We start from the raw sequence: 15,006 nt of genomic DNA, 5'->3' as shown, positions 1-15,006 counted from the left end.
CGCGCAGTCTGTAGCAACTTCTGCTTTAACCCTAGTTTTGCACTTTATTTAATCCGCATTTTTTAGTACCTTTTGATTAGATCCAAAGTAGAGTTCGCTCAATTCTTCCAAAGAAACATCGGTCTGCGATTCTGGATTATGGAAGTAGGGATGGATAGGAAGGAGTTCAGGGCGAGGGCGAGTTTCCGGTGAAGACAGAATTTGCTCAAGCAAAGACAGGTAGTTTTCACCAGTAGATTCCCAAGTGTACTTCTTCAGCACCCGTTCCTGACCAGCTTGGGCAAAATACTCCCACTCCTGAGCATCACATAGCAACCGCTCCAAGCCCCGTGCAATATCAGCAGGATCTTCTGGATCGACCAGTACCCCATATTCCCGATCTCCCTGTTGCAAGCTCTCGCTAGGGCCACCGTTCTTGGTTGCTACCACTGGTAAACCTGCTACTGCTGCTTCTAAGGGAGCAAGCCCAAAGGGTTCGTAAAGTGCGGTCAGCGCAAATACTGAGCGGCGTTTAACCATAAACCTATAGGTTGCTGCTAGTGACTCTTGAGACTGATGTAACAAGCTAAATGCACTGATTTTGCCCCACAAGTCGTTTTCTTTGACCGCTTCCCGAATAGGGGCTAATACTTCTTCAGTGATTTCGTCGCTAGCCTCTTCTTGTAAAGGATTGTCCAGCGCCCCTGTAATTAGCACCAAGTTAGCTCGTTCCTGAAGTGTTGGACTGATTGCGAAAGCTTGCACTAGCCCCAATATGTTTTTTTTCAGCTCTAATCGACTAGATGCTAGGATGACGGGCAAATCTCGACGGTCTTCTGCAATATCCCGCGCCAATCGTTCCTGAATGAACTCGTAAGTAGCCTCCTCGTTTTCGTAACGCGCTTTTGCACCAAAAATCGAGAAATCTGCTCCCGGTGGAATCACTGCAAAGCGGTTGTCGTTGTCTACATTCACTGCACTACTATAGACTTGATGAGAATACTGTTCAAAACGTTCTTGTCGTGTACTGGTGATATTAACCGCCGAGCGATTCATGCTCAGGCGTTCGGCTAAAATGCGATATCTAAAATTAAATTGCTCGTCTATCCCTGTGAGATTTTCTGGGGTGACTTCCAATTTGTCGATCTTTTGAGCGCCGAGAGAATGAGCAGTAAAGGTAAAAGGTATGCCTGTCTCCTCTTCAATTAGAACGCCGCACAGTCCTCCATCAGCGTAGTGAGCAGTCATAGCATCGGGTAAGCTACCTTCTCGTTGATAAAATTTCAAGATGTTGGGTACCCAATCAGCGACAAGATGAGGCCATAACAACTCTTTACAAAGAAATTCTTTTGGCCCAGCTGGTAAGCGGATAATGCGGACATTATCGATCCCTGGATAAGTGTCAATCGTTTCGGCAAACTCTGGCCACTCCGGGTCAATAATTTGACGGGTGATAATATCAACTTTATGACCCATTTGAGCTATGGCTATAGCGACTTGCCTAACGTAAATTAGCTGACCCCCAAAATCTGGGTGTTTCGTTATGTGACTATTGCTTGAATCAAAATTGCCTTGAGGGTTGAGAAATCCAATGTGCATTGCCCGCTTCCTAATACAGGTTGATTTCTACCAGAGATTTTGCCTGAATATGGCAGCATAACAGCTTAGTGAGCTTGTTAAAAACTCTCAAGGCTGAAAAATGCAGGCAGTGAGACTGTAGATAAATACCATCAAAAAGTCAGTCAAAGGGCTTTTATTGATTCCCTTTAGCTTAAACTCAACCAGTACAGTCATTTTCCTAATGCTTAAAGTTAATCATTACTGCGGTTCGCGCACATATACCAAATGACATATTTGAAGTGTCCAGATAAATCTGACTTGCTAGGATGGCATTAGAAATTCATCACATTTGAGTATGACCAAGCAAGACATTCCACTTACGGGAGAGGCGCTGATTAAAGAAGTCTGTCGGCGGATTCGAGTAGCCCGTAGCTATTGGGATGCTCACAACAATGCTGCTTGTCGGGGCGAACGCGATCGCGCTTTAGCCCTTTACAATACCCTGACTAAAGAACAAAAAGAGCAGATTCCGCAAGTGTTGCGGGTGTGGTTGCGTTACCGCAGTGAGAAATATTTTGGCGCACACCGAACGCCGCCAAAGTCAGCACGAAAATCAAAACATATCTAATTTATAGTTATCTACCTGAAGACCAGCGTACAGGCAACAGTGCGCTCACGCTAAAAACCACAGCTAACCCACCCATACCAAACATTCCCCAAGGTACTAAACCTTCCAACGGATTCACCACACGCGCAGTACTTATGGGTTGTTGAGGATTGTAACGTATCACCACTGTTTGACCGTTGCTGGAGCGGTAAGACTCATAATTGCCTGTAAAACGAGTGCGTTTACCGTTGGCTAAAAACTCGATAACTGGCGCATAGGTTTCTTTTTGCTCATTATCATTATTGTTCGTACTGCTGCGATCGCGACGACTGATGCTGTCTACCACCGTACCGCGTGTTTCGTTTAGCGTTGCACCTTCGTGGGCGATTATGTTACGTACCCAAAAACCACCCCCAATAAACAGCAATCCAATGGCCAGCCCAATACTTGCGCTTAGTTTGTCATCAAAAGTGTTTTGGTGAGGTTGGAAATTCATGGGTTTGAGGATGGCACAACAATAAATTTCATCACAACATCTCAATTACAGCTTACATTTGAAACATTTCTATTTGGCACCACTAACCTTATAACTGCGTCAACTATCTTGCAGCTAAATTACTGCATCAGTTTTTCTGATGTAGTAATTTAACGTTTGTATGGTATTAAATATAACCAATTAACCTCATTTAATAAGCAGAAGTAATGACAACTCAGTTTTGGGAAAAAAGTAGAGAAATTAATGCAACTCTAACTAACTTACTATTTAAGCCTGTACACAGACGAGTACTAGTAGGTCTAAGCAAGCTACAGGTAACGAGTCAACAGACATCGCCGTGGATTTTGAAAAAGCGTCTGTTGCCATTATTATGTCTGATATCATTCTTTCTGGTATTGCTACTAAACAGTTTTGCCCCTGCCGTTGCTCAACTACCTGCTCAACCTCGTCAGGAAATTCGGGGAGTGTGGCTAAGTGGTAACGATTTTAGTGTTTTTAGAAATCGTTCACAGGTGCAAGCAGCCATGAGCCAACTGCGGCAGTTAAACTTTAATACTGTTTATCCCGTAGTTTGGAATGATGGTTATACACAATACCCCAGTGCGATCATGCAGAAAGAGGGGATACCCTTTTTCTTCAAGGGAGCAGATGGACAAGATGTAATTGCAGATATTATTACTCAAGCCCGCAGACAAGGGTTACTAGCAATACCCTGGTTTGAATTTGGTTTTATGGTTCCTCTAACTTCGGAACTTGCATCGCAGCATCCAGATTGGCTAACACAAAAAGGGGATGGGACTCAAACTTCAATTAGTGCTGCGGGTGAAGTAGCGTGGTTAAATCCCTTTCACCCGGAAGTGCAAAATTTTATCAGGGAACTTGTCGTGGAAGTGATTGCTAAATACGATGCTGATGGCGTTCAATTTGACGACCATACGAGTTTACCTGTGGATTTTGGTTACGATAAGTACACGATTAGTCTATATACTCAAGAAACTGGCAATCCTCCTCCACCCAATCCCCAAGCCCAAGCATGGATAAAATGGCGGGCAGATAAAATTACTGCCTTTATGATAGACCTTTACCAAACCGTGAAAGCCAGAAAACCGAATGCTATTTTTTCAGTTGCTCCTAATTACTATAATTTCGCCTATAAAATGCAACTGCAAGACTGGCTAAACTGGGTACGGTTGGGTATTGTCGATGAGTTGGTTATGCAGGTGTACCGTAATGATGTGGAAAGTTTTATCGCTCAAATTACCCGCCCAGAAATTTTAGAAACCCAACAAATTATTCCAACTGGTATCGGGATTATGGCGGGTTTACGAAATCGTCCAGTTGCTATTCCACAAATCAAATCCCAGGTAGAAGCAGTGCAACAACGCGGTTTAGGTATCGGCTTTTTCTATTACGAAAGCCTTTGGGATATTGCCCCTGAACCAGCAGCGCAACGCCAGTCGGCATTTGCGGCTCTTTTCCCAAATTCAGCGTTGCGCGATATCTCGCAAAATACACCCCGCCAGCCAACTTTTAACACCATAAGCTTACCTTTATATCCAAAACCTTCTCTTGGACAACGTGTTCGCGGTTATTTTTTGGAAGTTGCGATCGCAAATGGTCAACCAAAACGTATTTTATTAGATACAGGGTCAGCAGGGTTAAGAGTTCCCAAAGAGTTTTTAGGTAATTCTCCGATCCAAAGAACAGGTCAAAATCTCAAGGAAGTATTAAGCGATGGTACTATCCTGGAAGGAGAATTAGTTTACACTAATGTCCGATTTGGTTTGATTCCCACCGCCGAACCTGTTCCCGTACAGGTTGTTACTAATCGCCAATGTAGCGCCAACAAACCTAAGTGTTCAGCAAACAGTGGTGTACCATTTTCGGGAATTATCGGTGTTAACTATTTTGAAAAATCACTTCCCTATAACCCGTTGAGAAAATTACCAGGCAATCTGAGTAACGGATTTATTGTCGTTGGTAATGGTGGTAGTAATAATAATGGCAGCCTGATTCTCGGTTTAACTGCCGAGAATCAAGCAGGTTTCAAAATGGCTTCTTGGAGTCAACAACCTGAAATTAATGGTGTACCCGGTAAAAGATGGGATTCTCGACTGAACAAAGTTTGTTTAACTCTTGCTGGGAGTTCTGCGAAAAATTTGTGTAATAGCAGAGCGATCGCTGATACTGGAACTATTAATGGTTTAACTGAATTCAAGTCAGCTTCTACAGCAGGTAAACTCAAACCCGGACTATTAGGGTCAGCAAATGCTGTAAAAGTAGGAATTAATGGCATTTTTGATTACAGCTTGACACCAGGAACCCGTGACGGATTTAATCGCTGGAATTTGAGTATCTCGCCACAATCAGAACTGACTGTATTTGTAAATCCTGGAATCGCTTTGTTTGATAAATACGATGTACTCTTTGACCAAGTTAATGGTAAACAGGGTTTTCGCAGTCGGCGGTAAGAAGAAAGTAAAGACTTGCTTACTCAGATAGCGTTCAATTAACCCAGGACTTACGCAAACAATGGCCAAAACCCTGATGTAGAGAAGCGATTTATCGCATCTTAAAAGACCAATGATTTACACCAATAACCCTTCATCCAAATGAAGGGTTTTGAACCCTAAACTTTCAGTTACCCTGAACGTTGAAACACTACTGAAAGATTATTAGCTGGCATTTGGTAAATCTGTTGCAATATCAGATTTTGTGCCCTAGCTACTGCTATGACATCATCCAAGTTACGCACACCCCACTCTGGGTTTTCAGTGCGTAAATATTCGTCAAAAGCTGCATTACTCGCAGCTGTATGTTCTTCACCTTGTTTGAAGGGGCCATATAAATAGAGGATACCTCCTGCTTTTAGGATACGACCTGCCCCTGCCATCAACCCCAGACAGGCTGACCAAGGTGAAATGTGAATCATATTGATGTTGACAATGGCCACAATTGGCTTCGTATTCAGCCAATCCAATCCACCATTTTCCACAGCCCAAACTGGTTCTTTTGCATCTAGCTCAAGCGGTGCATAAACGTTATCACATACATTGTGTTCAGTCCATGAAATAATGCTGGCTCTTGATTGTGGATTTACATCGGTTGGGAGCCACAGATAATCTTTGAGCTTGGATGCAAAAAAGACTGCGTGTTCACCAGTACCACTTGCTATTTCTAAAATAGTGCCACTCTCCGGCAACACTTGTAAAAGTACTTCTAGAATTGGTTCGCGGTTACGCTCGGTTGCTGGTGCGTATTTTCGTGCGTCTTGTGGTGTCATCTGGCTCGTTATATTTATAATTAATCGGAACAAATATTAAACGAAGAACTCTACTTAATCTTGATAAAATATTTGCACAAGTTTGAGCAAATCACTTTTTGCAGGCTCGCCGTCATACAACCATTTTATTAAATCATTAGGTGATAACCAAAAACTTTCAATAAAATCATTTTGTATCATCATTAAATCTCTCTGGAATTTGAATTGGCTAATTAAAATATACGCCAATGTTAACAACTGTACGCAATCTGAAATGTTGAAGTGAATTCAATACTTTTCGCTTTGTGAATTTGTGATTCTAAATCGGGTTTTGAGAAAATGGAAAAGGGGAAGGGTTAAAGGTTTTTTCTTTCCCTTTTCCCTTCCCCTTTTTTCCTGAACTGATAAGTATTAAGAGTGCATTGCTTTGGAGTGGAATGCTTAACAAAGTCAAATCAAACGGTCGTCAGGAGACGGAGACGAAGATAAATAACTTTTGACTAGAATCTTTAGTTTATTTTTAGCCAGAGGCCTTCATGAATTTGCCTCTCTAGCTCAAGAAAAATTTTCTCGAAATTGGATCTTGTTTGAGGGATTGAATAAAATCTCTCAAAGTCATCATGCTGCCTGTTAAGGTGAACTTAGGAGTGCCATTTTGAGCAACGATTCTTACTTCATTGTCTTGGATCTGAATCTTATTTTTAATAATATCCCATAGAGCATCGAAGCTCTCATCATCCTTACAACCATTGGCTTCCAGGAATTTTTGGCGTACTTCTGTTTTTAGCGCCAGTGCTTCTGCTGCTTGAGTACGCGCCTCAAAGTGCTTAACTACATCTTCATAGGCACTTTCTTTCAGAGTTTTGTTTTCAGCCATAACTTGTTCTAACTGAGTTTTGATGGCTTTCAATTGGGATGCTAAAGCGGCTGATTTTTGATATTCAACTTTTAAGGCTTGCTTTGCATTGGCTAACAAGGTTTTATAATCTAGCCGATCTTGATTTTTTTCGGATTGCATTTTTATCTCTCGATCGACACATTTTCGGCGATTAACTCTCGTCAGTTATATAACAAAACTGGCGAGAGCTTAGTAAATATTATCTGTGTTATCTGAGCATCAGCTATTTCACCAATAATGGTGATTCAGAGTGAGGATTCTCCTGAATACTACTCAAACTAGAACTAATGTGGGAGCGGATAGCTCGTTCATAAACACTAGTCTGCTGAGTGCGTACCCCTACAGCCTGATATATTAAGTTAACTTCTGGAAACTCAGACCAATACATCAAAAAAATGTCTTTAGCTGGAGTAATAATTTCATAATTATTCTCTTGTCTTTTCTTTCTAAGTTTACAATTATTTAGTTGTAATTTTTGTCTGAATAGTTTTTCAAATTCTGGAATTAAATCTGAAGTAGTTTTCATGGTTAATACACGTTAAAACGTGATAATTATGCAAAGATTATCTGTTGATATTACTAAGTATGACACTTCAGATACCTCTTACAACTATAGTGTATCAGTTATCGGGTATTTGAGAAGAGTATTCAGAGGCAGGGTCATTCGTTGGCGTACTCCCTGATGGAAAAGTCGGCTGTGCGATCGCTGTCACCTTTTACTCAGGATTTTTATGGTACAAATCTACTATTTACTAACTTATACTTACCAAAAGTTTAGCCGCTTGTAATGTTATGTCAGTATAGCTAGTACAGCCGAAAGTTTGTCTGCCTTTAACCAGCTGCTCAAAACAACTTTTCTGCCTATTGTCTGCTGAATTGAGATGATAGCTGGATTGACACCAAGTTGTACTAGTTAGCAGAAACACCCTGTATAATTACACCACTAAATCATTCTTAGGGCCAAACTTTGCCAGGTATTGACTACCCAATACTCTTCGGTTCAGGCAAGAGACGCGATGAATCGCCGTCTCTACAATCTACCTACAGGCTACAGCCTGGGCCTTCAAGACCCTCTGCAAAACTGATTAATTCCAAGTACTCTGGATTTTCCACAAGCTGTTTAGCAGCTAGCAATCCGGCAATGCTCCAAGTTTGATAAATTCGGGCTTCTTTGCCAATTAAACGACCATTGTTGCCATCGTAGTATTCCGGGAATTTATCTCTAAATAAACGCCTTTCGGCAATAGCGATCGCTGCTTGAGCAAGTTCTGTTCGACCGGCTTTCAATGCCGCAGAGGTAAATAACCAGAGTAAAACCGGCCAGTTACCGCCGTTGTGATAAGACCAAGCTCTGTTTTTAGAGTCACATCCTGTAACAATTCTCCACTCTAAACCATCCATTGCGGGAAAGCAAATTTTAACAGGCATATAGCCGATTAAGTCTTGCCAACGTTGGGCGAATAAATTCATAATGCTTTGAGATTCTTTAACGCTAGCTAAGGAAGTTAAAATTGCCATCAGATTTCCTAGAGCAAAAAAGCGGAAATCTATCCGTCCCGGCCCCAGATTTCCCGCTAAATATCCTCCAGTTTCAGGCAACCACTCGGTCAACCAATTAGGAATTGATTCTGAATTGATGTTGAATTTATTAACAATTTCTTTACCAAATTCGTTATCTTTGTAACGATAGATTTCCCCCAATCGCTTTAGGTCTAGCCAATAATAGTTGCGGATATGATATTTCAAAGATCCCAATCGCCTATTGACTTTGCTAAGGTAGCTATCGCCATCCCCATCTGGTAAAAGCAATTCACTAGCAGCTCTCAAAGACGCGTAGAATAACACCTGAATTTCTAAAGGATGTTCGTAAACTCCCATCCGACGGTCAATCATAAACGCGCCATCGGGAACTAACATTGTTGGGTACATGGAAAACCGATGTACTAAGCAAAGATCCAAAATTAGTTTGATTCCGGCTTGAAAATCTGGCTGACGCGCCAGGGAAAAATCACCTGTAGCTTTTTCATAAGCTCGTAGCAGGAGAATCCACCACATACAAGAATCAACTGGGGGAACACGAGCGATCGCTTGCTCTCCAAAATCAGCGACCAAAAATTCCTCGTTCCCCTTAGAATGAACCTTGAAACTGGCAGGCATTAATCCCGCTCCCGGTTCAAAGCAATCTATCTGCTTTTCATGACTTTGTAATTTCAGTGTTTCTACTAAGAAGTTACGCACAATCTCTGCTTTGCCATGCATGAGAAACACCAAGGCAGAAGGGACAAAATCGCGGAGGAAGCACTGGTCATAATTGAGTGCATCTGCCTTTGCATCTTTGGCGGCTACAGTACCAATGGGTTTTCCTTGGTAATAAATTACAGAATTTTCCAATAATTCCCAGGCTTCTGCTTCCATCTGACTGTTCTTATTGATCGCGCTAATCATAGGCGTTGAATTCCACTAATGGTATGTATCGGCTTAATTGTGGAAAGTACGCCAGCCTAACCTCAAGCTGACCAAGATTCCCGAAAGTCAAGCATATACAGTCAAGTCGCTTCGCTCCAATTCAAAACTTGTACTGAGCTTGTCGAAGTATTCAAAATTATCAATTCAAAATTAAAGACAATTAGTGGGGGCAAGGAGTGTTTAATAGTTTCACGGGCGCAGAGATAAGCACTCCGGAGATTGACTGCAATTACTCGGTCAAAGTATGCTGTGGTAACTTCGTGCAATGGACTATACCTGATGTTCCACCTGTAATTAAAACATTCTTTCCTTTTAAGCCTATCATATTTCTTGCTTAAGCTGCTAAAGCTCAAAAATGAGGCTACAGATTCAAGAGATGGAAACTTATACCAATTCAATCTTGGGTAAAGACGCGATGAATCGCGTCTCTACAAATGGTCTATTTGTCGTATTCTTTTTTCAAATTGGTATTAACTTGAATCTGACACCTTTTAATTACAAATTGCTATTAATCTCTATCGCAAATTCGCTGGCACTTGTTCAGGGACTACCCAATAGTAAACAGTTTTACCCTCTACATTGAGAGTCTGCTGTGGTTTCCAATCGCCCATATCGAAGGCGTGGGAAACAATGCGAGTCCCAGGTTTAAGTTCTTTCAACAGCTTGGGACGAAGTTTGGCATTGATCTCTGGCAGTAAATAAAGTGTAACTACTGTTGCTTGACTCAAATCAGTGTTGAACAAATCTTGTTGGACAAACTTGACGCGATCGCTTACTCCTGCCTTTTGGGCATTAGCATTAGCTTCTTTGATGCGATCGGGGTCAATATCTATACCAATGCCGCGCGTACCAAATTTTTGTGCCGCAGTATTGACAATTCTTCCATCACCACTACCAAGATCGTAAAGCACATCATTTTTACCCACTTTTGCCACTTGTAACATTGCATCTACCACTGGCTGTGGTGTAGGTACATAAGGAACATCTCCAGGACGTTCTTGGACTTGAGTTGTGGGAGTTGTCGCCGCTGGTGTTTCGGTTTCGGTCTGACCTGTTAAAGTAGAAGGCTGTTGTGTTCCGGCTTCCAAATCTTGTTGTTGCGGTGTACACCCAGCAATTCCTAAACTGGTAATACTAACGCTTGTAACCAGTAAAAACAGAATTTTTTTGAACTCCATGAATTTTCTCCTTTGTCAATAGTTATTGGGCATTGGGCATTGGGCATTGGGCATTGGTATTAATTATTCTCCTCTGCTCCTCTGCTCCTCTGCTCACTCGTCTCACGTCCTACGTTGACGGTAGTTATTCCAGAACAACAGAGGAATACCTGCTGCCACGACTAAAACACCTGCGATCGCTCCCACACCTGTATAAACCAAGCTGGAGTACAGCAAGTAAGTGCAGACGGCGCAAAATAGTAATGGAGTGAAAGGATAAAATGGCACACGGAAAGGGCGAACTATGTGGGGTTCGCGTGTGCGCAATACCAGCAGTGATACGCCGGAAAGCAAAAAGAAAAACCAAAATATCGGGGCAGTGTAATCCACCATTGTTTCAAAGCCTTTGCGGGTGAGCGTGCCTAAAAAAACCAGTGCTAAGGCGATCGCTGCTTGCAAGAATAAGGCATAGGTAGGGCTGCTAGGTCGTTGTTGCCAGCGTCCCATAAAACCAAATAGCGAAAAATCCTGTCCCAGTGCGTAATTGGTACGCGCTCCAGTAAAGATTGTGGCGTTGGTTGCTCCCAAAGTCGCGATCGCAATCAGCACACTGATAAACAAAGCTCCCGGTTCACCCCAAAGAGAGCGCATTAAATCTGCGGCTACTGCTTCTGACTGTGACATATTTGCTAATCCCAGTCCCCGCAGGTAAGCCAGATTGATTAGCAGATAAATGACAGTGATGATCCCAATACTCCACATTAGCGATCGCACAATATTACGTCGTCCATCTTGAATTTCTGCGGAGATGTAAGCCGCTTCATTCCAACCGCCATAAGATAGCAACACAAACACCATCGCTAGTCCCCAGGTTCCCGATGATGCAGATTCTACAGGAGTGGCAGAATTAGGAATGGCGGTAAGCCCAATAATGACTACCAGCAACAAACCTAGAACTTTCGCAGCACTCAGTAAGTTTTGTGTCCACTTACCCTGTTGCAAACCAACGATGTTCAAAGCAGTTAAAAGTGCGATCGCTATGGCTGCATATATAGAAGACGAAAACGTGCCTAGCCGCCATATCTGAGAAACATAATCACCAAAAACAAATGCCAAAAGAGCAATGGAACCAGTTTGAATCACTGTCATCCGCGCCCAAGCAAATAAAAAGGCGACTCTTTGCCCAAATGCACGTTTCAAATAATAGTAGGCACCACCAACGTCGGGATAGACAGTGGCCAACTCTGCATAGCACAACGCTCCTACTAGAGATACCACACCACCCATTAGCCAAAAAAGCAGTACAGCAATATCGCTACCTGCTTGACTGGCCACTAGAGCCGGAGTTTCAAAAATCCCCGCTCCGATGACAATACCGACAATTAGAGCCACTGCGTCTGGTAATGTCAGGGATGGTTTGGGTGTTGCTAGTTCAGTTGATATTGTTTGATCGAGCAAATTGTAGTTTTTACGTCTACTCACATTATTTCCTTATAGTGTTGAGTTGGGACTTTTAGCTTTGTTTTACAGTCTTTGTTCAACAGAGGAATCATTTATGTACTCCAGATTTGGGAACTTACGATTCAATAAGACCTTAAATCACTGTTTTACCTGTAGTTCTATGGTTAACAATAAATGTGATGAGAATGTGACAGTCACCAGCGATACAGCAGATTTCAAATTATATTCATCTGGTAACATTAGATTAACTTCCCTGCGTAGCTTACCACTGTAAGCATCGCTCTAAATTCTTTTGCCAGACAACAGCACTCTACAAATACAGTAGAAAATCTGAATTGGTAAAACGTCTTCCACTAGTGAGATTTATATTCATCTAAAGAATGATTGACTCATAAGGGGTAATCGTGCTGGTTTGATTAAAAAGCTGGTACTGCTATACGGATTTTTATACCGTACACGTTTCATTGATTGAAAATTGATACTTTATTTACGCCCTGCTGTACTCAAGACAGCGATCGCTCCATAGTTTCGCTTAAGTAGGGATGCATATATGTGCGTTGTTAATTAATAAATAATATATCGGCTTCTTAATCCCTAATTCTTTAGTATCTGCTACTGGGGAAAAGTAAAATGTCTATTATTTCACCTACTACCAAACCTAATACAGCTAGGACAGTTATAACCCAAAATGAATCTAGTTTATTGTAGCCAGAAAAGCGCATTTCTAAATCAGCTAAAAGCGTAGTGGCTAAGGGTATCATAAAGAGCCTTAATAATATCGACCAAGTTGCTACTAAAGCAATTGATATACTTAAAAACAAGATAACAACTAAAGTTTTCGAGCCAAACTCGATTAAACGCTCTAACCAAGAAAAACTTTTTCTTGCTACAGCTATAACCATAGCAACAACAAAAGCTCCTACTAACCAAATAATATGATTAGCAGCAAGATACCATCCCAGAAGAATGTAAGCCAATAAAAGGAATATTAAAGGCATTAAAGGAATCCTGTTAAAAAATTCCATATTTATACTGCCAAGGCTTAGAAAAATACCAAGTTAATCTCTTAATTCTATTCAAAAAATGTTACACCAATCACGATACCAAAGACTATCAGCATCAATGACGTATTTTGTTCACCTAAATAATAGCCTAGAGAATATAATCGTTAAAAACGGTTGTAATAATTGTATCTGGCTGACCCTTGTAACACCACTGATGTACTTAAATACTATAAAATAGCGATCGCTCTGTACCAGTTGCATAAGTCCCGATCTATTTACTCGCTTCTTGAGAAATATTATGCTCTAGTCCAAAAAATAGGACTTGGTGTCGCTCGACAAAACCTCGTTATGTCAGTGTTAACTAAGTAGTATATGTAATATATTAAATTTTTAGTATTATAAATAACTTAAAAAAAGTTTATTAGCTCGTGATCTAGATCAGTGCTAAAAACTCAAGATACTTCCCACAATAGATTGGGGCAAAGTCTAATTCTATAGCTAATTTGCATATCCCAATTTTATCTGTATATTTAAACACTGGCATTGATTTTATGAGAGAAGTTATCCCAGAAGAAAAGACATATTTAGAGCTTTCCGAAGCTAGTGGAAACTCTCACAAGTTTTATGAAGTGATAGTTCAAGATAACCAATTAACTATACGTTACGGTCGTATTGGCGACTGTGGGCAAACTCAAACAAAAGCTTATCCAACTTCTGAGAAAGCGAAAGCAGAGGCTAGTAAAAAAATTAAAGAAAAGCTCAAAAAAGGTTATGAAGTAGCTGTTATGGGTGTTCGCCAGAAGCGTCCTGTGACACGCCGCCAAGTCAGCAGCACTATTTCCACCGCAAAACAAGCTCCGATTATTTGGAAGTTTGCTTCATCTTCAGCTGCTTTTGGAATTTTCATTGATGCCAAACGTTGCTGGGTTGGGAATCAAGCAGGTCAAGTTTTTGCTTTAAATCATCAAGGTCAAGCAATCAATCGGTTTAAGCTTCCTGATGGCGTTAAATGTTTAGTTGCTGATGATATTTGGATTTATGCTGGTTGCGATGATGGTAATGTTTACGACCTGACCGGCAAGCTACCGCGTCTGAGCTATAAAATTGATGAAAATGTTGATATTTTTTGGTTAGATATCAAAGATGGATTGTTAGCCGTCTCTGATGCCAATGGTGGCGTAACAACAATCGATCATGATGATGAATCACAGTGGACTCGTCTGAGTCAAGGCGATTCCGGCTGGATGGTACGTTGTGACCAATCTGGGATTTATCACGGTCACAGCAAAGGCGTGACTATGTACGATCGCCTTGAAGGTCGGATGTTATGGCATCAAAAAACTCAAGGCAACGTATTATTTGGCTGGCAAGAGGCATCAACAGTCTATGCCGGAACAAGCGACCATAAAGTTTATTGCTTTAATAAAAATGGGGAAGTTGGCTCCGTTTTCAAATGTGATGCCTCAGTTTACTCTTGCGCTACCGCACTTAACGGCAAGTATGTGTTTGCTGGAGATAATAGTTCTTCCATTTACTGCTTTGATGAGCTAGGAAAGCGTCTTTGGAAGCTTTCTACAGGGTGTGGCTCGGCTTTATCTATGCAGTTTTTCAACAACCATATTTATATTGTGACAACAGATGGTTATTTGGCTTGCATTGATGCTAGTGAAACTGCGATTGGCTCTGCTCAAACAGGCACAGTTCCCGAAGCTGTAGTAATTAAAGCACCATTAGGTGAAGGAGTTGCACCCTCATCTGTTCTAGAAACTACTACAAATACAAGCTCTGGGGTTATTGTTGAATGCTTTCGAGAAGGAAGTAAATTGAGAGTTCGTGTTGTTTCTGATGGTTACAACCACAACTGGAAAGTTCAGTTTCCCAAGGATATTCGTATTGAAGGTGCGCGTTACCTTGTTCAAGAAATACGTGAATCAGCCAGTGGCGGATTTTACCGTGCCTATGGTGATATTCAAAAATTGGTTTAACTAGATAGAGCCTGAGCTTCAGCCTTACAACGCTCGGTATTTGAGACGATCGCAACATCTCTCGAAAAGCGCCGACACTAAAGCATTCAATCCCAGGTTAAACCGTAAAGACTGCGATCGCCCTTGAGCAA

General features: G+C 41.4%; 12 protein-coding genes. 3 read left to right on the top strand and 9 right to left on the bottom strand.

Translation table 11 applies throughout. The features are described 5' to 3' along the window. Positions 1-48: 48 nt before the first annotated feature. Entirely contained in the window at positions 49-1,578 is a 1,530-nt protein-coding gene (locus RMY64_RS06495; protein ID WP_322699634.1) for a glycosyltransferase, read from the bottom strand. A gap of 316 nt (positions 1,579-1,894) precedes the next feature. Here RMY64_RS06495 and RMY64_RS06490 point away from each other — a divergent pair, with 316 nt between their 5' ends. Next, positions 1,895-2,167 carry a Precorrin-3B methylase gene (locus RMY64_RS06490; protein WP_322699633.1) on the top strand — a complete coding sequence of 91 codons (273 nt, stop codon included), beginning with the start codon at positions 1,895-1,897 and terminating at the stop codon, positions 2,165-2,167. A gap of 7 nt (positions 2,168-2,174) precedes the next feature. Here RMY64_RS06490 and RMY64_RS06485 read toward each other — a convergent pair whose 3' ends face one another. Then, positions 2,175-2,642, bottom strand: a complete 468-nt coding sequence (locus tag RMY64_RS06485; RefSeq protein ID WP_322699632.1) for a DUF3592 domain-containing protein — start codon at positions 2,640-2,642, stop codon at positions 2,175-2,177. Between the two features lie 206 nt (positions 2,643-2,848). On the opposite strand from RMY64_RS06485, the gene RMY64_RS06480 reads away from it, so the two are divergent. Then, positions 2,849-5,113 carry a family 10 glycosylhydrolase gene (locus RMY64_RS06480; RefSeq protein ID WP_322699631.1) on the top strand — a complete coding sequence of 755 codons (2,265 nt, stop codon included), beginning with the start codon at positions 2,849-2,851 and terminating at the stop codon, positions 5,111-5,113. Between the two features lie 170 nt (positions 5,114-5,283). Here the strand turns inward: RMY64_RS06480 and RMY64_RS06475 are convergent, their stop codons facing one another. The 7 genes from RMY64_RS06475 to RMY64_RS06440 all read right to left on the bottom strand — a co-directional run bounded on the left by RMY64_RS06475 (position 5,284) and on the right by RMY64_RS06440 (position 12,911). Continuing rightward, a complete protein-coding gene (locus tag RMY64_RS06475; RefSeq protein ID WP_322670917.1) occupies positions 5,284-5,925 on the bottom strand; it encodes a DUF938 domain-containing protein in 642 nt (213 codons plus the stop codon). Positions 5,926-6,454: 529 nt separating this feature from the next. Beyond that, positions 6,455-6,922 carry a hypothetical protein gene (locus RMY64_RS06470; protein WP_322690949.1) on the bottom strand — a complete coding sequence of 156 codons (468 nt, stop codon included), beginning with the start codon at positions 6,920-6,922 and terminating at the stop codon, positions 6,455-6,457. Between the two features lie 103 nt (positions 6,923-7,025). After that, on the bottom strand, positions 7,026-7,328 hold the full coding sequence (locus RMY64_RS06465) for a hypothetical protein (protein WP_292810531.1): 303 nt from the start codon (positions 7,326-7,328) through the stop codon (positions 7,026-7,028). Positions 7,329-7,843: 515 nt separating this feature from the next. Then, positions 7,844-9,247 (bottom strand): glycoside hydrolase 100 family protein, encoded by a 1,404-nt coding sequence (locus RMY64_RS06460; protein WP_322699630.1) that lies wholly within the window; start codon positions 9,245-9,247, stop codon positions 7,844-7,846. A 536-nt stretch (positions 9,248-9,783) separates the two neighbouring features. Then, positions 9,784-10,446 carry a class I SAM-dependent methyltransferase gene (locus tag RMY64_RS06450; RefSeq protein ID WP_322699629.1) on the bottom strand — a complete coding sequence of 221 codons (663 nt, stop codon included), beginning with the start codon at positions 10,444-10,446 and terminating at the stop codon, positions 9,784-9,786. Positions 10,447-10,548: 102 nt separating this feature from the next. After that, positions 10,549-11,907, bottom strand: coding sequence for an APC family permease (locus tag RMY64_RS06445; protein WP_322670913.1), 1,359 nt, complete (start codon positions 11,905-11,907; stop codon positions 10,549-10,551). 581 nt (positions 11,908-12,488) lie between these two features. Then, positions 12,489-12,911, bottom strand: a complete 423-nt coding sequence (locus tag RMY64_RS06440; RefSeq protein ID WP_416211803.1) for a hypothetical protein — start codon at positions 12,909-12,911, stop codon at positions 12,489-12,491. 542 nt (positions 12,912-13,453) lie between these two features. Between RMY64_RS06440 and RMY64_RS06435 the strand changes: the two genes are divergently transcribed. Continuing rightward, entirely contained in the window at positions 13,454-14,875 is a 1,422-nt protein-coding gene (locus RMY64_RS06435) for a WGR domain-containing protein (protein WP_322670999.1), read from the top strand. Positions 14,876-15,006: the final 131 nt, after the last annotated feature.

Origin of the sequence: Nostoc sp. DedQUE08 (assembly GCF_034530895.1) — a bacterium.
GTDB lineage: Bacteria > Cyanobacteriota > Cyanobacteriia > Cyanobacteriales > Nostocaceae > Nostoc.
This window is presented reverse-complemented; position numbering and strand designations above follow the sequence as displayed.

Coding starts and splice junctions, on each gene's coding strand:
- RMY64_RS06470 (WP_322690949.1), bottom strand. CDS start 6,922: ATGCAATCCGAAAAAAATCAAGATCGGCTAGATTATAAAACCTTGTTA.
- RMY64_RS06450 (WP_322699629.1), bottom strand. CDS start 10,446: ATGGAGTTCAAAAAAATTCTGTTTTTACTGGTTACAAGCGTTAGTATT.
- RMY64_RS06440 (WP_416211803.1), bottom strand. CDS start 12,911: ATGGAATTTTTTAACAGGATTCCTTTAATGCCTTTAATATTCCTTTTA.
- RMY64_RS06490 (WP_322699633.1), top strand. CDS start 1,895: ATGACCAAGCAAGACATTCCACTTACGGGAGAGGCGCTGATTAAAGAA.
- RMY64_RS06485 (WP_322699632.1), bottom strand. CDS start 2,642: ATGAATTTCCAACCTCACCAAAACACTTTTGATGACAAACTAAGCGCA.
- RMY64_RS06465 (WP_292810531.1), bottom strand. CDS start 7,328: ATGAAAACTACTTCAGATTTAATTCCAGAATTTGAAAAACTATTCAGA.
- RMY64_RS06475 (WP_322670917.1), bottom strand. CDS start 5,925: ATGACACCACAAGACGCACGAAAATACGCACCAGCAACCGAGCGTAAC.
- RMY64_RS06480 (WP_322699631.1), top strand. CDS start 2,849: ATGACAACTCAGTTTTGGGAAAAAAGTAGAGAAATTAATGCAACTCTA.
- RMY64_RS06495 (WP_322699634.1), bottom strand. CDS start 1,578: ATGCACATTGGATTTCTCAACCCTCAAGGCAATTTTGATTCAAGCAAT.
- RMY64_RS06460 (WP_322699630.1), bottom strand. CDS start 9,247: ATGATTAGCGCGATCAATAAGAACAGTCAGATGGAAGCAGAAGCCTGG.